Annotated in this window: 17 protein-coding genes; 5 read left to right on the top strand and 12 right to left on the bottom strand. The window is 66.4% G+C overall.

The window, feature by feature from the left end; genetic code table 11:
• Positions 1-72 precede the first annotated feature (72 nt).
• From FBZ90_RS24875 to FBZ90_RS24860, 4 genes are all read right to left on the bottom strand, one after another.
• Entirely contained in the window at positions 73-585 is a 513-nt protein-coding gene (locus tag FBZ90_RS24875; RefSeq protein ID WP_145735921.1) for an ATP-binding protein, read from the bottom strand.
• Positions 582-1,082 carry an ABC-three component system middle component 5 gene (locus FBZ90_RS24870; RefSeq protein WP_145735919.1) on the bottom strand — a complete coding sequence of 167 codons (501 nt, stop codon included), beginning with the start codon at positions 1,080-1,082 and terminating at the stop codon, positions 582-584. Before FBZ90_RS24870 ends, FBZ90_RS24875 begins: the two co-directional genes overlap by 4 nt.
• Positions 1,079-2,284, bottom strand: a complete 1,206-nt coding sequence (locus FBZ90_RS24865) for an ABC-three component system protein (protein ID WP_145735917.1) — start codon at positions 2,282-2,284, stop codon at positions 1,079-1,081. Before FBZ90_RS24865 ends, FBZ90_RS24870 begins: the two co-directional genes overlap by 4 nt.
• A 381-nt stretch (positions 2,285-2,665) precedes the next feature.
• Positions 2,666-3,412, bottom strand: coding sequence for a glucose 1-dehydrogenase (locus FBZ90_RS24860; protein WP_145735916.1), 747 nt, complete (start codon positions 3,410-3,412; stop codon positions 2,666-2,668).
• 123 nt (positions 3,413-3,535) lie between these two features.
• Between FBZ90_RS24860 and FBZ90_RS24855 the strand changes: the two genes are divergently transcribed.
• Positions 3,536-3,865, top strand: a complete 330-nt coding sequence (locus FBZ90_RS24855) for an ArsR/SmtB family transcription factor (RefSeq protein ID WP_145735914.1) — start codon at positions 3,536-3,538, stop codon at positions 3,863-3,865.
• 15 nt (positions 3,866-3,880) lie between these two features.
• Here FBZ90_RS24855 and FBZ90_RS24850 read toward each other — a convergent pair whose 3' ends face one another.
• Together FBZ90_RS24850 and FBZ90_RS24845 are read right to left on the bottom strand one after the other, a co-directional pair.
• On the bottom strand, positions 3,881-5,503 hold the full coding sequence (locus tag FBZ90_RS24850; protein WP_145735912.1) for a GMC family oxidoreductase: 1,623 nt from the start codon (positions 5,501-5,503) through the stop codon (positions 3,881-3,883).
• A gap of 110 nt (positions 5,504-5,613) precedes the next feature.
• Positions 5,614-7,920: a beta-glucosidase family protein gene (locus FBZ90_RS24845; RefSeq protein WP_186456031.1), complete on the bottom strand. Its 2,307-nt coding sequence runs from the start codon at positions 7,918-7,920 to the stop codon at positions 5,614-5,616.
• Between the two features lie 228 nt (positions 7,921-8,148).
• On the opposite strand from FBZ90_RS24845, the gene FBZ90_RS24840 reads away from it, so the two are divergent.
• Positions 8,149-8,520, top strand: a complete 372-nt coding sequence (locus tag FBZ90_RS24840) for a hypothetical protein (protein WP_145735911.1) — start codon at positions 8,149-8,151, stop codon at positions 8,518-8,520.
• 38 nt (positions 8,521-8,558) lie between these two features.
• Here FBZ90_RS24840 and ftrA read toward each other — a convergent pair whose 3' ends face one another.
• From ftrA to FBZ90_RS24820, 4 genes are all read right to left on the bottom strand, one after another.
• Positions 8,559-9,560, bottom strand: coding sequence for a transcriptional regulator FtrA (gene ftrA / locus FBZ90_RS24835; RefSeq protein ID WP_338121760.1), 1,002 nt, complete (start codon positions 9,558-9,560; stop codon positions 8,559-8,561).
• Positions 9,561-9,635: 75 nt separating this feature from the next.
• Positions 9,636-9,989, bottom strand: a complete 354-nt coding sequence (locus FBZ90_RS24830) for a hypothetical protein (RefSeq protein WP_145735909.1) — start codon at positions 9,987-9,989, stop codon at positions 9,636-9,638.
• Positions 9,986-10,348: a hypothetical protein gene (locus FBZ90_RS24825; protein ID WP_145735908.1), complete on the bottom strand. Its 363-nt coding sequence runs from the start codon at positions 10,346-10,348 to the stop codon at positions 9,986-9,988. Before FBZ90_RS24825 ends, FBZ90_RS24830 begins: the two co-directional genes overlap by 4 nt.
• Positions 10,349-10,474: 126 nt before the next feature.
• Entirely contained in the window at positions 10,475-10,822 is a 348-nt protein-coding gene (locus tag FBZ90_RS24820) for a VOC family protein (RefSeq protein ID WP_145735906.1), read from the bottom strand.
• Positions 10,823-11,014: 192 nt separating this feature from the next.
• Here FBZ90_RS24820 and FBZ90_RS24815 point away from each other — a divergent pair, with 192 nt between their 5' ends.
• Positions 11,015-11,437, top strand: coding sequence for a rhodanese-like domain-containing protein (locus FBZ90_RS24815; RefSeq protein ID WP_145735904.1), 423 nt, complete (start codon positions 11,015-11,017; stop codon positions 11,435-11,437).
• On the opposite strand, the gene FBZ90_RS24810 is transcribed toward FBZ90_RS24815, so the two are convergent.
• Positions 11,434-11,907, bottom strand: a complete 474-nt coding sequence (locus FBZ90_RS24810) for a GNAT family N-acetyltransferase (RefSeq protein ID WP_145735903.1) — start codon at positions 11,905-11,907, stop codon at positions 11,434-11,436. The two genes, FBZ90_RS24815 and FBZ90_RS24810, sit on opposite strands and share 4 nt — an antisense overlap.
• A gap of 57 nt (positions 11,908-11,964) precedes the next feature.
• On the bottom strand, positions 11,965-14,028 hold the full coding sequence (locus tag FBZ90_RS24805; RefSeq protein WP_145735901.1) for a methyl-accepting chemotaxis protein: 2,064 nt from the start codon (positions 14,026-14,028) through the stop codon (positions 11,965-11,967).
• A gap of 270 nt (positions 14,029-14,298) precedes the next feature.
• On the opposite strand from FBZ90_RS24805, the gene FBZ90_RS24800 reads away from it, so the two are divergent.
• Both FBZ90_RS24800 and FBZ90_RS24795 read left to right on the top strand, forming a co-directional pair.
• A complete protein-coding gene (locus tag FBZ90_RS24800; protein WP_186456030.1) occupies positions 14,299-16,989 on the top strand; it encodes a response regulator in 2,691 nt (896 codons plus the stop codon).
• A gap of 137 nt (positions 16,990-17,126) precedes the next feature.
• Positions 17,127-19,265 carry a glycosyltransferase family 2 protein gene (locus FBZ90_RS24795; protein ID WP_145735897.1) on the top strand — a complete coding sequence of 713 codons (2,139 nt, stop codon included), beginning with the start codon at positions 17,127-17,129 and terminating at the stop codon, positions 19,263-19,265.
• Positions 19,266-19,273: the final 8 nt, after the last annotated feature.

Genomic DNA, 19,273 nt, shown 5'->3' with positions numbered 1-19,273 from the left:
GACCCTGGGCTACCTCAGCCCGGTCGACTTCGAACGAAACGCTGGGGTAGCTTAATCGAGCTTATCCCGGTGTCATCCAAGCCGGCAGCAGCCCAGCGCGGGCGTGCGCTGGTCAGAATATAACAAGCGCAGGATCTGATGTGCTGTGACGTTGCCGCCTTCGATTGTCGGTGCCTCAGGAATGCCGCAGGCCCGGAACAGTACTTGTGAGAAGCCGAGTTGCTTGTCGGTATTGCGCCGGATTGGATAACGCTCCCAGCCTTCGATTGGGCTGTTGATCGCGCCTGCCATCGGGCCAAAAAATACGGTGATTGGTTCCTGCTTGGTTCCAATTAGTCGGCGCAGTGTCAAGGGCCCCGAGGTAGTCGCGACTTCCGCACGGACTTCGGTGCAGAGACTGGCCTTGTCCTTCCACTCGTCGAATTCGCCGCCAAGTACGTAAAAGATGAAATCGGCAATTGTTGACTTGCCCGAGCCATTATCGCCACGAATGATGTTCACGCCCTGATGGAATTGCTCATCGTAGACTGGGCGAGCATGCGAAAAGATGCACAGGCGTTTGAGAGTGAGAAGGCTGAAGCTCATGTGCCGGGTCTCCGCAAACCCGTGGCAAGGCGTAGATCCCCAGGCACACCTGCGCCGATGCCCGCAAAGGCTCTCGTCAGAAAGCTGACAACGCGGTGTTCGTCCGAGCTCATGACGACCATATCACCAACTTGGGCGAGCTTTTCGTCAGCGACCACCTTACCGGCTCTAAGCGCGTTAACGGCTACGAAACCCTTGCCGACCAGGGTGCGTAGCGCTTCCTTTTGCACCGGCTCCATCTTGGCGAAAAGCATCTGGGGTGAGGGAAAGCTCAGGAATCCCTTCTCAGGTTTCACGATTGACAATGCATGGAATTCCTTGCGGATCTCCAATGGCATATGCGTTTTATGCAGTAGCGGCGGATTGGCTAAATAAAAGTCCGAGATATAAAGCCGCTCCAAGGTTAGATCCTGGTCAGGCCAAGCTATCAGCAGGCCGAGCATACGCCTGACTGTGTCATAAACGTCAAGTTGCGGGTACCATAGGCGCAGGTTCATTCTGGGTCCCATCGCAGATGGCACTGTTCGGTGAGGAAATACATGGCCTCAATGACGGTTCGGGCGCGCAGCTTATGACTGCTCCCATATTTGGCAACCAGAGCGTCAACTACTTCCATCTGAATTGCGTTTGATATCGCTTTGTCCGAAGCGCCCTTGCATATCTGTGCTAGGTAGACATGCGTCTCGAAACGCTGCTGCACTTCACTAAGAAGATTGTCGTTCGCTTCCCTGGCTGCCGCGTGTAGGCCAAGCTTCATATAGGATTGTGCGAACTTGTTCTGCGCCTCATTGGCTATGCGATATTCGTGTTCGCGATTCGCAGCGGCAAGCTTCTCAAGCAGGTCACGTCGATCCGTGGACTTGGTACTATAGTCCTCGGCGGCAAAGAAAGCGCCGGGCTCCTTCCCTGCGGCCAAGCCGGCCGGTTGCTGGCAGCCACCTGCGAATTTCTTGATATGGCGAAGAACGCTGCGATAAATCGGCGCGTTGCGATCGACAGGCTTACATATCGTCACGTGGTCCGCGTCGATGGGTATTGGGTTGACACCGCTAACGCCGGGATCCGCGCTCTCTTTTGTGACGACGTGCGCGCCCTTAGTCTTGAGCGTTTCATAGTAAGCGGTAGTCGCAATTCCCTGCTTGCCAGCTAACATGCGGTAGGATTGGTTGAGTTCGTCTAGCTGCGGGTTGCCCGCTTTCAACGTCTCGATGTGTTTCGAAATGAATTTGGTCGCGACGAAGCCAAGCGCCGACGCGAGGCTCGAACCGGAATGGGGTGTGGCCAAAAACGCGACGAATTTGATGCTTTTGGCAATTTTCTGCCAGTCGGAGTCTTCGGATTCCGAGCCAGTGCGGATGATTTGCTTAGCCAGAAGACCGCCGAGGCTATGCGCGATCACAGCGATGGGGCGCGACCCGAAATCCAGCCCGGCGAGATGTTCAAGTACAGCTTTCGCGCGTTCGTAGAGCGACATGCTCTCTTCGATCCATTTGGCGAAAAGCTCTGCCGGATATCCGAGTGCGTATACGTTCGCCATCCCCACATCCTGCGCGATCCATTGGGGCCAATACGCATCGGCGTGATTGGTTGCGGTTGCGCAGGTCCATGTCCCCTTCGGATCCCCCGAGAGCCCATGGATGAAGATCACATCGAAAGACCCCGTGCCTCCTGCAATCAGTTCGAATGTGAAAGATGACATCCTGCCAACGCAACCTTGAACTGTCTAGCCGCCTACCTCTCCCACAATATCGCGTACTAGGTGGTATGTAGAAAGTAAATTCGCGCGCGTCGGGCGCTGGCCCAACCGTAATAAGTATGGCAGGCGGGCGATAGGCGTCGCTCGCGCTTAATGACGGAGATGGGGCGCAAAGCGGACAGACGCGGCTTTCTCGATCTACGGCGTCAGGACAGTCGGCTTTCGCATCAATTGGGTGAGGCTTGGTTCAGGACATGCAGCAATCTTGCCCGAACTTTGGCGGCCGGCCTCGCCCGCCTTTCTCGCTTTATGGTTATGGGTCAGCCCACAGTGTTGTTGATGCGCTCCCCCGTGAAGGGGAGCGCACGAGACGGGGCATGCCGTTCAGCGCAGGCCGCCGCTGGCGGTCAGGCGTTCGCCGGTCAGCCAGCGGGCGTCGTCGGAGGCGAGGAAGACGGCCACGGCCGCGATGTCGTCCGGCTGGCCCGTGCGGCCCAGCGGGGTCTGCGCCACGATGCCTTGCTCGAAGTCGGAGCCGACGAACCCGGCGGTTTGCGTGCCCTCGGTCTCGACGATGCCCGGATTGATGGCGTTGACCCGGATCTTGCGCGGGCCCAACTCATTGGCCAGCACGCCGGTGATGGCGTCCACCGCGCCCTTGGTCCCGGTATAGACGGCCGAGTTCGGCACGAACAGGCTGGTGACGGCGGAGGAGATGTTGATGATGCTGCCCCCTTCGCCCAGGTGCTTCGCGGCCGCCTGGGTGGTCAGCAGCAGGCCCAGTACGTTCACGTCGAAGATGCGGCGGTAGTGGGCCTCGGTCACCTCCCCGATGGCGGCGAATTCATAAACGCCGGAGTTGTTGACCAGGATGTCCAGGCGGCCGAATTCCTTGACCGCCGCGTCGATCAGGCCCTGCGCCTGGTCCGCCTTGGTGACGTCGCCCTGCACGGCGATGGCCTTGCCGCCCGCCGCCGTGATCGCCTGGACCACCGCGTCCGCGCCGGCCTTGCTCGATGCATAATTGACCACCACGGCGGCGCCTTCCGCCGCCAGCGCCTTGGCGATGCCGGCGCCGATGCCCTTGGACGCGCCCGTCACCACGGCGACCTTATCGGTAAGCTTTCCCATGTTTTCCATTCCTTTGAATTGGGGGCCGAACTGGGGTCAGCCGCAGGATGCCGGCTTTGTCCCATAGTTCGGAATATCGGAACTATTGAACCGGCCAACAACCCCCCACATATTAAAAAAGTCATGAGGCCCCTTTTTCACCCCGCGCTTGACGACGTACGACCGGAAGCGATCCTCCACGCCCTGTCCGATCCGGTGCGGGCGGCGATCTTCACCCAGATCGCGGGTATGGGCTGTGTGCAGGCATGCTCCGCGTTCGCGGCGGTGGGTGACCGGGTCATCCCCAAATCATCGCTGTCCCACCACATCAAGGTGCTGCGCGAGGCCGGCCTGATCCGGTGTGAGCGGCATGGCGTGGAGATGCGCAACCATTCGCGCTGTTCCGAGGTGGATCAGCGCTTCCCGGGCCTCATCGCGGCGATCCTGAACGCCTACGCGAAGGCAGGGGCATAGGGACACCGGCCCAAGCTACCGCGCGTCCTCCACCATCATCGCCGCCGCTCGCTCCGCGATCATCATGGTGGGGGCGGCGGTGTTGCCCGAGGTGATGCGCGGCATGACGGAGGCGTCGGCCACGCGCAGGCCCTGCACGCCGATGACGCGCAGGCGGGCGTCGGTGACGGCGTGCGGGTCGTCTTCGGTGCCCATGCGGGCGGTGCCCACGGGGTGGAAGATGGTGGTGCCCACGTCGCCGGCGGCCTGCGCGATGTCGGCGTCGCTGCGCAGATGGGCGCCGGGCTTGTATTCCTCCGGCTGGAAGGCGGCCAGCGCCGGGGCCTGGGCGATGCGGCGGGCCAGGCGCAGGCTGTCCGCCGCCACCCGCCTGTCCTCCTCCGTCGCCAGGTAGTTGGGCTGGATGACCGGGGCGTCGGCCGGGTCGGGGCCACGGGCGTGAATGCTGCCCCGGCTGGTGGGGCGCAGGTTGCAGACGCTGGCGGTGAAGGCGCCGAAGGGGTGCAGGGTATCGCCGAACTTGTCCAGCGACAGGGGCTGGATGTGGAATTGCAGGTTGGGGGTGGCGTATTCCGGCCCGCTGCGGGTGAAGGCGCCCAGTTGCGACGGCGCCATGGTCAGCGGCCCGCGCCGGCGCAGGGCATAGTCCAGCGCCATCCACGCCCGGCGGGGCAGGGACTTGTACAGCAGGTTCAGGGTGGGCACGCCCGTCACCTTGAAGATGGGGCGCAGTTGCAGGTGATCCTGCAAATTCTCCCCCACCCCCGGCCGGTCGGCGATGACCGCGACACCCAGGTCGCGCACCCGCGCGCCGGCGCCGATGCCGGAGCGTTCCAACAGGGCCGGCGTCGCCACGGCGCCGGTGGCCACCACCACTTCCCGCCGCGCCGCCAGGGTGCGGGGGCCGTGCGGGATGCGCAGGCGCACGCCGCGGACGCGCGTGCCATCGATGGTCAGGCGCTCCGCCAGGGTGCTGGTGATGACGGTCAGGTTGGGGCGGTGGCGCACGGGGTCGAGGAAGGCGCGGGCGGCACTCCACCGCCGGCCACCCTTCTGGTTCACCTGGAAATAGCCGCAGCCCTCGTTGTCGCCTTGGTTGAAATCCTCGGTGCGGGGGATGCCGCACTGACCGGCGGCGTCGATAAAGGCGTCCAGCAGGGCCCAGCGGATGCGGGGATGGTCCACATGCCATTCGCCCCCGGCGCCGTGAAAAGGGCTGGCGCCCGCCACATGGTCCTCCTGCGCCAGGAAGGTGGGCAGCACATCGTCCCAGCCCCAGCCCGGCAGCCCCATCTGGCGCCAGCCGTCATAGTCGGCGGCCTGGCCGCGCATGTAGATCATGGCGTTGATGGCCGAGCAGCCGCCCAGCACCTTGCCGCGCGGATAGGCTAGGCTGCGGCCGTTCAGGCCCGGCACCGCCTCGGTCTTGAACATCCAGTCGGCGCGGGGATTGCCGATGGCGAAGAGATAGCCGACGGGGATGTGGAACCAGAGCCAGTCGTCCTTGCCCCCGGCCTCCACCAGGGCCACGCGCACGGTGGGATCGGCCGACAGCCGGTTGGCCAGTACGCACCCGGCCGAGCCCGCGCCCACGACGATGTAGTCGAAGATGTCGGTTTCGGCGGTGGCGGTGATCATGCGGGCGGCCCTCCCAGGCGGTTGTTTCCCGCCAGTGTCGGCCGTCCGCAAGCCCCCTGGCAAGCGCCGAGAGGGCGCTTGCCAGGCCAAGAGTCACAGCAGCTTCAGGATCACGGCTTCAGGGTTTGGGCCTTCAGTGTCACGGTCTGCGTCTCGCCCAGGGTCAGGGCGTCGCTGCCCAGGGCCACGGTGTAGCTGCCGGCCGCCACCTTCCACTCATGGGCCTGGGCGTCGAAATCGGCCAGCAGGCGCGGGTCGACGGTGACGCTGACCGTCTTGCGCTCGCCCGGTTTCAGGTCCACGCGGCCGAAGCCCAGCAGGCGGGTGCGCTTCCCCTGCGGGCCCGACACCAGATAGACCTGCCCCACGTCCTGTCCGGGGCGGGCGCCGGTGTTGGTGACGGTGAAGCTGATCTTCATCGCCTCCCCGGCATGGGCGCCGGCGGCGGCCTTCAGCCCACCTTGCGCGAAGGTGGTGTAGCTGAGGCCATAGCCGAAGGGGAACAGGGGCGTCAGGCCCTTGGCCGCGTACCAGCGGTAGCCGACGTCCGCCTTCTCCGGATAATGGGCGTCGATCAGCTTGGTGCGGTCGCGCTCGTAAAAGCCGGCCAGCTCCGGGCTGGGCAACTGGCTTTCATCCCGGGGGAAGGTGATGGGCAGGTGGCCCGAGGGGTTGACGTCGCCGAACAGGATGTTGGCGATGGCCTGGCCGCCCCGGATGCCGGGGTACCAGGCCTCCACCACGCCGGCCACCTTGTCCAGCCAGGGCATGACCACGGGGCCACCGGTTTCCAGCACGACGATGGTGTTGGGGTTGGCGGCGGCCACGGCGGCGATCACCGCGTCCTGGCCCTGGGGCAGGGTCAGGTCCGGCACGTCCTGCCCCTCGATGTTCCATTGCGTGGCGAAGACGAGGACCACGTCCGCCTGCTTGGCGGCGGCCACGCTTTCGCTGACGTAGCGGCCGTCGGCGAAGAACACGGCGTCCTTGCCGGCCTTGTCCTCGATGGCCTTCAGGGGCGCGTCGGGCTGGTAGACGGCGTCGGAGATGTGGACCAGTTCCCCGGTGCCGCCGATGTGGATGAAGGCGCCGTTCTTGTAATCATGGTTGGGCCCGTCGGCCGCCAGCACCTGGGACGACCCGCCGCCCGACAGCACGCCGGCGTCGGCCAGCCCGCCGATGACGGCGATGCGCTTGCCTTTGGCGAGGGGCAGGACGCCGCCCTTGTTCTTCAGCAGCACGATGCCGCGCTCCGCCACCGTGCGGGTCAGGTCGGCGTGGCCCTGGAAGTCGATGGGCCCGGTGGGGGCCTTCACGTCGAACACCCCGGTGGCGAACAGGGAGCGCAGGATGCGCCGCACCATGTCCGATACGCGGGCCGCCGGAATCTGCCCGGCCTCGACCGCCGCCTTCAGCGGCTTGTCGAAGAACACCTCCTTGTCGATCTGCTCACCCGACTGCTGGTCCAGGCCGTTCATGGCGGCGCTCAGCGCCGGGGTGGCGCCCCAATCGGACATGACCCAGCCCGGATAGGCCCAGTCGCCCTTCAGCACCTTGTTCAGCAGGAAATCGTTATCGCAGGCCCAGGGGCCGTTGACGCGGTTGTAGGAACACATGACGGAGCCGGGCTTGCCCGCCTCGATGGCGAACTGGAAGGCCAGCAGGTCGCTTTCGCGCAGCGACGCCTCGTCGATCACCGCGTTCACGGCGCGGCGGCTGGATTCCTGGCTGTTGATGGCGAAGTGCTTCACCGTCGCCACGATGTGCTGGTCCTGGGTGCCGCGGATGGCCTGGCCCGCCAGCGTGCCGGCCAGCAGCGGGTCCTCCCCCAGATATTCGAAGTTGCGGCCGTTGCGGGGCTCGCGCGTCAGGTTCACGCCGCCGCCCAGCAGGACGTTGAAGCCCTTGCGCGCCGCCTCGTCGCCCACCATGGCGCCACCCTGGTAGGCCAGCTCCGGGCTCCATGTCGCGGCGATGGCCAGGCCGGCGGGCAGCCCGGTGGCGCCATCGGGGCGCAGGCGGTGGGGGGTGGTGACGCCCAGGCTGGCGTCCGTCTCGCGCAGGGCCGGGATGCCCAGGCGCGGCACGCCGGGGATGTAGCCGGCGGACCAGACCACCCCGTCCGGCAGGTGGTCGATCTTGTAGGGCAGGGCCATGATGCCGTGCAGCATGCCGATGCGCTCATCCAGCGTCAGTTGGCTTTCCAGCAGGCGCGCGCGCTCATCCGGCGACAGCTTGGCATCCATCCAGGGGCCCGGCACCGACGGGGTGGGGGGCACGGCGGCGGCGGTGGCCCGCGCCGACATTTCGGCTTCCAGCGGGATCTGGGCATGCGCGGGGGAAACCAGCGCGCCACCGGCGGCAAGGGCGCAAAGGGCGGCGCCGGCGGCAAGGCGGCGAAGGGGGGCGCGGGGCATGGACGGATACTCCCTCGATTTTATTGCCGCCGGACGGGCCCGGCGGGGCATATGACAACCTTGTCATATGGCGGGCACTCTAAGGGTTCGCCTCTGGCGGGCGCAACCGGTTTGTGGGGCAGGTGGAATGGGGCCTGGATGGGGCCGAATGGGGGACCTCCCAATGCGCGTCTATGCCGCCCGTCGGCGCCGGGTTTGGCTGGGGAAACCATGAGGGGAGGACAGGCCATGGCCGAGATCAGGACATCCGCAGGCATTACCATCCACATCGACGCCGGGAATATCGGCACGCTGACGGGCGGACCCGGCGGCACCATGCTGGCCGGCCTGGGGGAGGCGGTGACGACGGCGGAGGCGCCAGACGCCCTGCTGCTCCGCCTGGGCCTGGGGGCGGATTTCGCGCGGCTGACCCGGCCTGACGGGTCGCCCCTCTGGGTGCGCGGGTCCTCGGTGTCACTGGTGCGCCCGCCCCTGCCCACGGAAATCCCGCCGGGCGGCACGGCCAAGGCGACGCTGGTCGTGGGCGGTGGCCATCAGACGGTGGCGGAGGATGTCGCTGCCGTCCTGAGCGCCGTCAACGCCCACGGCGGGAGTCTTTAGGGCGTTCCGCAGCGGGTGGACAGACCCGTGGTAGGCGGCTATTCGGCGGCGTCGGCGAAGCGGGTGCGATAGGCCGTGGGGCTGGTGCGCAGGCGGGCGCGGAAATGGTGGCGCAGGATATCGGCCCCGCCGAACCCGCACTCCGCCGCCACTTGCTCCAGCGACAGGGAGGTGGCCTCCAGCAGGGTGCGGGCGCGGCCCAGCCGCTCGGTCAGGATCCAGTCCTTGGGGCTGGTGCCGGCGGCCTCGCGGAAGCGGCGCACCAGGCTGCGCTCGCTCATGCGCGCCTGGGACGCCAGGCGGGCCAGGGTCAAATCCTGGTCCAGGTTGCGGCGGATCCAGTCGAACAGCGCGGACAGGGGGGCGGCCTCATCGGCCAGGGGTGCCTCCACGAACTGCGCCTGGCCGCCGTCGCGGTGGGGCGGGATGACCAGGCGGCGGGCCACCTGGTTGGCGATGCGGGCGCCGTGGTCCCGGCGCACGATGTGTAAACACAGGTCCAGGCCGGCGGCGCTGCCGGCGGAGGTCAGCACCGACCCCTCGTCCACGTACAGCACGTCGGGTTCCACGCGGATGTCGGGGAACCGCTCCGCCAGGGTTTGGGCATAGCGCCAGTGGGTGGTGGCGCGCTTGCCCGCCAGCACGCCGGCCGCCGCCAGGACGAAAACGCCGGAGCAGATGGACACCAGCCGCGCCCCGCCCGCGTGCGCCTGGCGCAGGGCATCCAGCAGGGCCGGCGGCACCGGCGCGTCCTTGCCGCGCCAGCCGGGAATGATGATGGTGCCGGCGGCGGCCAGGTCGCGCACATCGCCGTCCGCCAGCACCTGGATGCCGCCCACGGCGCGCAGGGGGCCGGGCTCGGCCGCGCAGACGCGGAATTGATACCAGTCCGCCATCTCCGGCCGGGGCAGGCCGAACACCTCCACCGCCACCCCGAACTCGAAGGTGCACAGCCCGTCATAGGCCAGCACGGCCACGGCGCGATTGCGCGGGGGTGTCGGGGCGGCTGGGGTGGGGCGGTGCAGAGTCATGGATGCCATGAAAACACCAGCGCCCCAGGGGCGCCAGGGGCTGGTGGCGGCTTGGCCGGAAATGCCCGCCTATTGGCGGAATGGCTATGGTGGCGTGCCCTCACCGCCCGGTGCCCTTATAGCGGCGTCGCACTGCGGACAATGCCGGACGACGCGGCCACTGACGATGCCGCAGGCGGGGCACAACCGGAATCCCGTCAAGGCCCCGCCGATCATGAAGGGCGCGGCCAGGGCCAAAGGCCAAGCCTGCGTCCAGCCCCAGCACGCCCAGGCGTAAAGAAAGACGGCTAGCGCGATGCCGGCATAAAGCCAGTGATAGGTCCGGTTGCGCCGCACGGGGTTGCCGGGAACCAGATGGCACCAGGCTATGGCGGCGGCCAGCGGTGCCACGGCCAGGCCCAGAAGGATGCCGCCGATGACGGTCCAGGCCGGACTCACCGGGCGTCCCCCGCGTCGCTGTACGCATGGCCGCAATGGGCGCAGTGTTTGGGTGGGATCAGGCTGCGGGGCTGGGCGGCGATGCCGCAGTGGTTGCAGACTCGGGACGTGGCCAGGGCTACGGCCGCGACGCCGCTCATCAACAATAATCCGGGCCAGCCCTGGGCCAGGCCCACGTTCAGCAGCAGCGCGGCGCCGAACAGGACGACAGGCACCGCGCAGTAATAGGGCAGGATGGCGCGCCGCACGGCGGGCTCCCCCGGCACATGAAACAGCACGACGCCGAAGCCCAAGGTGAACAGGGCCCCCAGGATCAGCAACAGCAGGGCCAAGCCGGGCAGGGAATGGGCATGAACCACGGAAACCTCCCATCCGGGCGGTCCCCAAGATGACCAGGACCCACCCGCGATGAGGGCATTTTAAGGCAGGACTGCCACTGTGTGACGCAGGACTGTGCCGTCCCAGCCCTGCGTACGATGCGTTGGTCAGTCCTGATGGGCTTCCGGCTGCATCACCGCCAACTCGTTGCCCGAGGGGTCGGTGAAGTGGAAGCGGCGGCCGCCGGGAAAGCTGAAGATGGGGCGGACGATGGTGCCGCCCGCGACGGTGACGGCGGCCAGTGCCTCCTCCAGCGCGTCCACCTGGATGACCGTCAGCGGCGCCTTGGTCGCCTCCGCCGCATCGGCCTGCAGGCCGATGTCCACGTCGCCGGTCATGGTGCAGGCGTAGCTGGGACCGAAGCCGGTCAGGGACCAGCCGAAGGCCTTTTCATAAAAGGTCTGCGACGCGGCCAGGTCGCGGGTGGGCAGTTCGATGTAATTGGGCCGGGCCATGGGATGTGCCTTCCTGTCGGCGGTTGTCGTTGAGGGGGAACCTTAGCGCGGGTCGATGACAGCCCCTGTCAGCAGGACATATCAGCAGGACGTTGGCCGGAACCGCCCGCCTTTTGGCGGGGGGGCCCCTGGCGGTCGGGCGCCGCATGGGGGACAAAGGGCCATCGCCACCGTTTGACAGGAGATCCCGCCATGGCCGACCCCGCTCTCACTTCCGCCGGCCCCTCCGTTGTCGCCAAGACGCCCGCCGCCGCGCCGGACGACGCCGTGGCGCATTTCGCCGCGAAACTGGCGTTTGAAACCGACTGCGCCGACGTCTGGTACGCCACGACCCAGGAGACCAGGGACTTCGTACTGCTGGACGTCCGCACCCCGGCCCTGTTCGCCGCGGGCCATGTGCCGGGTGCCGTCAACATCCCGACCCGGCAGTTGACCGAGGCGCGGTTGGCGGACTACCCGGCGGACACGCTGTTCGTCGTCTACTGCGCCGGCCCGCACTGCAACGGCTCCACCAAGGCGGCGCTGAAGCTGGCGCGCCTGGGGCGCCCGGTGAAGGAGATGATCGGCGGCCTGACGGGCTGGATCGATGAAGGCCTGGGCCTGGCGCGCGGTTAGGGAAGTCCGGTCAGGGCCTTGGCCATTTCCGTGGTCGGGGCCCATCCCGCCTGCTCATACAAGGGCCGGCCGGCGGCTGTCGCATGCAGGACGGCGTAGGCGATGCCGCGCTCACGGAACGCCGACTCCGCCAAGGCCATCAGCCTGCGGGCCAAGCCTTGGCGCCGGTGGCCGGGCTCGACATAGACGTTCAGGACATAGCCCCGCCGCGCCTCCTCGGCATGCGACGGATGGGGCGGCCAGTCGACCTCCATCAGGCCGATTCCGGCAACGACCGCGCCATCGGCATCGGTCAAGGCGAACCCGAAGTAACGCCCATCGGCCAAGCGGGGTGCCAGCCACGTGCGGAAGGGTGCCTCCATGGCCGCGATGGCGGCTTCGGGCCGGCCGGAGTCGCGGAACATGGCGGACCGGTGCCGGCACACCAGGTCCAGGTCGTCCGGTGTCAGTGGGCGGTGCGTCAGCGCCATGGGCTTCCCCGTCGTTTCGGGAAACCCTTGTAAGGCCGGACGCACCGCTTGACCAGATCAGGCGGCGCGCACCCCGCCCAGGAAGCCAGCCACGTCGCTCTTCAGCCGCTCCGCCCTGTCGGTCATGGACGTGGCCGCCTGGCGCAGGTCACCGGCCACGGTGGTCGACTGCTCCACCGCCTCGCGCACCTCATCGATGCTGGCGGTGATCTGGTGGGTGGATGCGGCCACTTCCTGCACGTTGCGGGCGATTTCCCGCGTGGCGGCCCCTTGCTCCTCCACCGCCGCCGCGATGCCGGAGGTGATGCCGCCCATGGTGTGGATGACATCGGAAATGGCGCGGACGCCGTCCACGGCGCTGCGCGTCACCGTCTGGATCTCGTTGATTTGACGCGTGATATCCTCGGTCGCCTGCGCCGTCTGGTTGGCCAGATGCTTCACCTCGGACGCCACCACGGCGAAGCCCTTGCCCGCGTCGCCGGCCCGCGCGGCCTCGATGGTGGCGTTCAGCGCCAGCAGGTTGGTCTGGCTGGCGATGGCGGTGATCAGGCCCACGATCTCCCCGATCTTGGCGCTGGCGGCGGCCAGCACGGCGATGGCGTGGTCCGTCTCCTCCGCCTTGGCCATGGCATCGTTGGCGATGGTGGTGGACTGCGCCATCTGGCGGCTGATCTCGGCGATGGAGGCGGACAGTTCCTCCGCCGCCGCGGCCACGGTGTTGATGCCGTTGGAGGCGGTCTGGGCGGCGCTGGCGACGGTGGACGCCTGCCGGCTGGATTGCTGCGCCGTTTCCGTCATGGCGGCGGAAGTGGCGGCCAGGTGGCCGGCCGCTTCCTCCACGGCGTTCAGGCCGGCGCTGGCGCGGCTGTCGAAGGTGCGGCACAGGCCATCCACCGCCAGGGCGCGATCCAGCGCCGCCTGCCGGGCAGCGGCGGCGTCGCGCTCGGTGGCGCGGGCCCTGGCGGCGTTGTCCCGCAGCACGGTCAACGCGGTGGCCATGGCGCCCACCTCATCCTGCACACGGGGCGCGGCGATGTGCACATCCAGATCATCCTCCGCCAGGCGGGTGATGGCCTGGGTCAGGTCCTTGATGGGCAGGGTCACGCGCCGGCGCAGCACCCAGGCCACCAGGGCGGTGATGGCGGCCACGAAGGCCAGCGTCAGACAGCCCAGCAACAGTTGCAGGCGCGCGTCGCCCAAGGCCTCCTCATTCATGTCCCGGGCGGTTTCCAGCGCCCGGTCGCGCAGGATCAGCGCGTTGTCCAGCATGGGGCTGGTCCAGGCCCGCCAGGCGGCGTTGTCCATGGGGCTGGGACCGCCGGTGCGTGCCGCCTCCAGGATGGCCTGGTAGCGCGGCTCCCCCTCCTTCATCAGGGTATTTTCCTCGGTCGTCAGCGCCTCGGCCAGCTTGGCGGGGCTGCCGAGGTTGGCCACGGCCTGCTTTTGCAGGCGCCACAAGGTGGCGACCTGGCCGGTCAGCTGCGTGGCGGTGTGAAGGCGCTTCGCATCCAGCGCCTGCCCCGATTGGAACAGGCTGAGAATGGCGGAACGGGTACCGGCGGCGGCGCGCAGGTCCTGCGCCATGGCGGCGATCTGCAAGGGGACGGTCAGGTCGGCCGATGCCGCGGCGGTGCGGCGGAAGGCCAGGTCGGCGGCGTGGTCGACGGCGCTGGCGGTGGCGGCGATGCCATCCTGCATGCGGCCGGCCGCGTCGGCGGGCCGGTCGGCTTTGGCCTGGGCCGTGGCGGCCTTGGCGCCCGAGCGCGTGTCGGCCAGCAGTTTTTCCGCCTGCGCCAGGCTGGCAAGGTCCAGGTGCGCCGCCGCTGTGCTGGTGCGCGCCTCCGCCAGGGCGGCGTCCGTGGCCGCCATGGCCTTGCCTTGCGCGCTGGTGGCGTTGGTGTCGGCGGCCCCCTCGGCGCTGAAGGCGGCGTTCCAGGCGCTGCGCTCCGATGCCAGCAGGGCGCCCAGCTTCAAGGTTTGGCCATACGCGGCCAGGCTGCGTTCCGCGGTGGCCTGGGCCGCGAGATCGCGGGCGGCCACGAAGGCGATGATGCCGGACAAGGCGACGGCCAGGGCGGCGACGCCGCCGATACCGGACAGGACGGTCTTGCTGATATTCATTGGGTACCTTCTGGCTAGCCTTTGCGGGACAGAGGGTGTTTCCACTGAAAGTAGCGATATAGCGGCAAGGTTAAGGATGCATGAACGAGGCTTGGCGCGCCTTGCATTGTCACCGGTTTATTGGCGACATCGTACAACGTTTACTGCCAAAGATAATCCTGAAGTCCCAATTCCGACGATGCCCACCGATCGCGGCTTACGTATAGTGGCCATTGGGATATGGCTAGGTGCGACGGCTTGAGCGTGAAAGAGGCAGGTGTGACCCGGTCGGTGTCTGAGACGGATCGTATCCGCGCGCTGGAGCATCAGGTGGAGCGCCTGGGCGAGGTCGTGCTGACCCAGTCCCTGCTGGCCGATTCCGAATTGGACCTGGGTGCCTTCATGCAGACGGTGGTGGACCGGCTGCAGCGCCTCACGGGGGCCAAGGGCGCCGTGGTCGAGCTGGCAGAAGGCGAGGACATGGTCTATCGCGCCGCCAGCGGTGCCGTGTCCCAGTTCGTCGGTGTGCGCCTGAAACGCAAGGGCAGCCTCTCCGGCTATTGCGTCGAGACCGCCAGGGTCCTGATGTGCGCGGACAGTGAAACCGATGACCGCGTGGACCGGGCCGCCTGCCGTACCGTGGGTGTCCGCTCCATGGTGTGCGCGCCGTTGTTCGAGGCGGGACGCGCCGTCGGGGTGCTGAAGGTCATGGGCACGGAGCCCAACGCCTTCTCGTCCGAGGACGTGGCCCTGCTTCAGATGATGGCCAAGGCCCTGGGCGGGGCGCTGGGCAAGCAACTCAGCTTCCATGAAAAGCAGCTCCTGCTGGAGGAACGGACGGCCACCGTCGCCAGGCTTGAGGTCGAGGTGGCGGAACGCCGCCGCGCCGAGGCAGCGCTCCAGGTCCAGGCGCTGGAAATGGCGACCTTGGCGGAACAGCGCGACCACGCCCGCCTGGCGGCCGAGGCGGCCAGCCGCGCCAAATCCGAATTCCTGGCCAACATGAGCCACGAGATCCGCACGCCCATGAACGGGGTGCTGGGCATGGCGCAGTTGATCCTGGACACCAAGCTGGATGGCGAGCAACGGATGCTGGCTTCCGCCATTCACGACAGTGGCGAGATGCTGCTGTCCATCCTCAATGACATCCTGGACGTCTCCAAGCTTGAGGCCGGCAAGGTCGAGCTGGAAGAGATCGACTTTTCCATGGATGAACTGGCCGATGGCGTCGCCATGCTGCTGTCGCCCAAGGCGGCGGAAAAAGGGCTGGACCTGGTCTGCTACGTCGAGGACGCGGCCCACGGCGCCTATCGTGGCGATCCCACCCGCGTGCGCCAGATCCTCACAAATTTGGTCGCCAACGCCATCAAGTTCACCAGTCGCGGTTCCGTCGCCATCGAGATCGGCCTGGAACCCGGCGCGGCCGTCCCCAGCGCGGTCGCCGATGCCGATGGCCGATGCCGTCTGCGCATCGCCGTCAGCGATACCGGCATCGGCATTCCGCCGGAGCAGCGCGACCGCCTGTTCCAGAAGTTCAACCAGGCGGACAGCTCCATCACCCGCCGTTTCGGGGGCACCGGCCTGGGCTTGTCCATCTGTCGCCAGTTGGTGGAACTGATGGGGGGCGACATCGGGGTGGACAGTGATCCCGGTAAGGGCAGCACCTTCTGGTTCATCGTTCCCCTACGCCCGGTGGCCGCCACGCTGGTGGACCGGCATACCCTGGCGGGCGGCATCAAGGGCTTGCGGGTGCTGGTGGTCGACGACATTCCCCTGCACCAGAAAATCCTGAAACGTGCCCTGGGTGACCTGGGCCTGGTGGTCAGCTTGGCCGATGGGGCCACATCCGCCCTTGAGGCGCTGGAGCGGAGCTGGGCCGAAGGCCAACCGCCGGACCTGGTGTTGCTGGATTTCGCCATGGCGGACGGGCGGGGTGACATTCTGGGTCAGCGCATCCGGAGTGACAGCCGTTTTGCCGAGACCAAGCTGGTCCTTATCTCCTCCTTCGGGGTGATCGACCGGGGCGACGCGGATGTCGACGTCTTCGCCGCCGTTCTGGCCAAGCCGGTGCGGCGCCAGACCTTGCTGGACGTCCTGAGCCGCCTGTTCCTGAGCCAGGTGGCGAGCGGCGGCCCCGGCGAGGGGGCGGAGGGTGGCCAGATGGCGCCGGCCGCTGTGGGGGGGAACACGGGCCGCCGTGTGCTGTTGGTCGAGGACAACCAAATCAACCAGCAGGTCGCCCTGCTGATGCTGCGCAAGGAAGGGTACGACGTCACCCTGGCGGAGGATGGGGAAGAAGGCGTGCGCGTGGCCACGGCGCCGGGCGCTGACTTCGACCTGATCCTGATGGATGTGCAAATGCCGCGTATGGATGGGCTGGAGGCCACCCGCCTGATCCGGGCCAGACACGCGGAGCGGGTGCCCATCATCGCCCTGACAGCCAATGCCATGGCGGGCATGCGGGAAGAATACCTTGAGGCGGGCATGGACGACGTTGTTGCCAAGCCCTTCGATCAGGGGAAATTCCTGGCGGCGGTGGCGCGCTGGACCAGCACCTCGCCTCACGAACCCGCCCCGGCGGCGGTTGATCCCCTGGCATCCACCCCGGTGCTGGACGAGAGCGTCCTGCGGCGTCTGGAGGCGATCGCCGGCCGTGATCAATTCCGCAGCCTGATTGCCAGTCTGGTGGCGCATGGCGATGAACGGCTGGGCCGGGTGGCGGCTTTACGGGCACGGGGCGACCTGGACGGGTTACGCGCTGAAGCCCACGATCTGATTTCAACGGCGGGCAGCGCGGGTCTTAAGCGGCTGCAGGCCCTGGGCGAGGCGCTGCACGCCGCCTGCCTCGATCCGGACCGGCAGGCCGACCGAATATTGTCATTGGCGGATGATACTGTCACGGCGGGGCGCCAAGGCTGGGCCGCGGTAGCGGAGCGCTTTGGCGGCGAACCTCTTTCCGCTGTCATGGGGAAAGCTGAATAACTGGTGGGGTTTATTGACAGAAATGCCTGTTCTCTATATTTTGACTGGGGCTTCTTTGTCTATCCGGTTCATTGAAGTAATTGTCTGATTTGGCGGATCGGCTGAGATATATTTGGAATAATTTGTTGGTAGTCACGATGGCCTTGACAGAAATGCCAGCCTCCCCGAAGGGGGGCGGCCAAGCGCTCACATTGGATAAGCGGGACGAGCGCATTGCGGAACTTGTCCGCGAGCTGGCGGATCGTGATCTCAACATTGAGCGTCTCAATCAGTTGGTGGATGAGCGCACATATCAATTGCAGGCATCCGACGCAGACAGGAGTGTCCTGCGCCAGGAGTTGGCGCTGATCCATAAATCGCACAGCTGGCGATTGACATCTCCTTTGCGTTGGGCGTCCCGTCGCGCCCGTCAGGCCAAGGTCGCGTTGCGCACCTTGGCGCGCACCGCCCGCAATTATGGGGTCCTGGCGATGGCTGTGGATCCTCTGCGCATCCACCGCGATCATGGCGTGGGGGGCGTCAAGTTCTGGCTGATGAATGGCGTTGTCCCCGGCATGCTCTCGGTACCGATATCGCCGCCTGGTGTCGATGTTATGCCGGTCGCCGGGCGGGGGCCCGACGGTTACGTCTATCGCGCTCCCCGTCCTCCCATCGACTTGGCGGCATCGATCGCGGCCCTGTCCAGGCCGCCCACCTTTTCCATTGTCGTGCCCGTCTACAACACACCGCCCGCTATCCTGGACGCGGCACTGCGCTCCGTCTCAGCGCAGTGGTATCCCCATTGGCAGCTGGTTTTGGTCGACGATGCGGGAACCGATCCCGCCACGGGGGCCGTGCTGGATGGTGTGCGTGACCCGCGTGTCACCGTGCTGCGTCTGAAGGAGAACAGGGGCATCGCTGGAGCCACCAATGCGGGCCTGGCAGCGGCAACAGGCGATTTCATCGTCTTCCTGGACCACGACGATGAGTTGACGGTCGACTGCCTTTACGAATTGGCGCTGTGCATTGATCGTGACAATCCGGATTTCATCTACAGCGACGAGGACAAGATTACGGAAGATGGGTGTTTCACCCAACCTTTCTTCAAGCCCGATTGGTCGCCCGACACAATAATGAGCACCATGTACACGTGCCATGTCAGTTGCGTGCGCCGGTCTTTGCTGCAGGATCTGGGGGGGCTCAGGTCGGAATATGATGGCTGCCAAGACTGGGACATGGTGTTGCGGATCGCGGAAAGGACACCCCTTATCCGTCATGTGCCCAAGGTGCTTTACCATTGGCGCATCATTCCGCAATCCGTCGCCGCGGACCTGAACGCCAAGCCCTATGTCATCGCCACATCCGAGCGGCTGCGCGCTGAGGCCCTTCACCGTCGCGGTCTGGATGGCACCCTGGAACCTCTGCCTCAGGTGCCGGGGTATTATCGCGTGCGGTACAATGTGAGGGGCACGCCGACCGTTTCCATCATCATTCCCACGCGCGACAATTGGCGGGTCCTGGCCGCGTGCATCGACAGTATCCGCGCCAAATCCAGCTACGACAAATATGAGATCGTTGTCCTGGACAATGGAACGAAGGAACCGCCGTCGCTGGCCTATCTGAACCGCATCCGTAACTGGCCGGGGGTCAAGGTCATCCGCCATGACTTCCCCTTCAACTACTCGGAATTAAACAACCTGGGTGCCGAATCCGCCACGGGTGATGTGTTGTTGTTCCTGAATGACGACACCGAAGTGGTGACGACCGACTGGATCGAGCGTATGACCGGCTACGCCCAGTTGGATCATGTGGGCGCCGTGGGGGCCAAGCTGCTGTATCCCGGCGGGCGCGAGACGCAACATGCCGGCGTGCTCAATCTGCAAGATGGGCCGGGCCACGCCTTTTGGCGCGCGGATCCAGACGCCCACGGCTATTTCCTGCGTAATCTTCTGGAATACAATTGGCTAGCTGTCACCGGCGCCTGCCTGATGGTCGAGCGGCGGAAGTTCCAAGCTGTCGGTGGCTTCGATGTGAGCCTGCCCATCGCCTATAACGACATCGACATCTGCATGCGTTTGCACGAGGCGGGGTATTATAACGTGATGTGTCAGGCCGTGCGGCTGATCCACCATGAATCCGTCAGTCGTGGCGTGGACCACATGAGCGAAGAAAAGCGGGAGCGGCTGGTGCGAGATCGCCGGCGCCTTTACGATATGCACCCCAATTTCTATCAGCACGACCCGTTCCATAACCCCAACCTGCATCCTAACGGGATACATTTCGAGGCCGCACGATGACTGTTGTG

The sequence above is a fragment of the Nitrospirillum pindoramense genome (assembly GCF_007827955.1).
In the GTDB taxonomy this organism is placed as follows: Bacteria; Pseudomonadota; Alphaproteobacteria; order Azospirillales; family Azospirillaceae; genus Nitrospirillum; species Nitrospirillum amazonense_B.
Note: the sequence above shows the minus strand (reverse complement) of the source record. Positions and strands in the feature narration are given on the sequence as shown.

What these genes read in the sequence shown, in the direction of transcription:
- FBZ90_RS24875 (WP_145735921.1), bottom strand. Translation starts at nt 585, where the DNA reads ATGAGCTTCAGCCTTCTCACTCTCAAACGCCTGTGCATCTTTTCGCAT.
- FBZ90_RS24870 (WP_145735919.1), bottom strand. Translation starts at nt 1,082, where the DNA reads ATGAACCTGCGCCTATGGTACCCGCAACTTGACGTTTATGACACAGTC.
- FBZ90_RS24865 (WP_145735917.1), bottom strand. Translation starts at nt 2,284, where the DNA reads ATGTCATCTTTCACATTCGAACTGATTGCAGGAGGCACGGGGTCTTTC.
- FBZ90_RS24860 (WP_145735916.1), bottom strand. Translation starts at nt 3,412, where the DNA reads ATGGGAAAGCTTACCGATAAGGTCGCCGTGGTGACGGGCGCGTCCAAG.
- FBZ90_RS24855 (WP_145735914.1), top strand. Translation starts at nt 3,536, where the DNA reads ATGAGGCCCCTTTTTCACCCCGCGCTTGACGACGTACGACCGGAAGCG.
- FBZ90_RS24850 (WP_145735912.1), bottom strand. Translation starts at nt 5,503, where the DNA reads ATGATCACCGCCACCGCCGAAACCGACATCTTCGACTACATCGTCGTG.
- FBZ90_RS24845 (WP_186456031.1), bottom strand. Translation starts at nt 7,920, where the DNA reads ATGCCCCGCGCCCCCCTTCGCCGCCTTGCCGCCGGCGCCGCCCTTTGC.
- FBZ90_RS24840 (WP_145735911.1), top strand. Translation starts at nt 8,149, where the DNA reads ATGGCCGAGATCAGGACATCCGCAGGCATTACCATCCACATCGACGCC.
- ftrA (WP_338121760.1), bottom strand. Translation starts at nt 9,560, where the DNA reads ATGGCATCCATGACTCTGCACCGCCCCACCCCAGCCGCCCCGACACCC.
- FBZ90_RS24820 (WP_145735906.1), bottom strand. Translation starts at nt 10,822, where the DNA reads ATGGCCCGGCCCAATTACATCGAACTGCCCACCCGCGACCTGGCCGCG.
- FBZ90_RS24815 (WP_145735904.1), top strand. Translation starts at nt 11,015, where the DNA reads ATGGCCGACCCCGCTCTCACTTCCGCCGGCCCCTCCGTTGTCGCCAAG.
- FBZ90_RS24810 (WP_145735903.1), bottom strand. Translation starts at nt 11,907, where the DNA reads ATGGCGCTGACGCACCGCCCACTGACACCGGACGACCTGGACCTGGTG.
- FBZ90_RS24805 (WP_145735901.1), bottom strand. Translation starts at nt 14,028, where the DNA reads ATGAATATCAGCAAGACCGTCCTGTCCGGTATCGGCGGCGTCGCCGCC.
- FBZ90_RS24795 (WP_145735897.1), top strand. Translation starts at nt 17,127, where the DNA reads ATGGCCTTGACAGAAATGCCAGCCTCCCCGAAGGGGGGCGGCCAAGCG.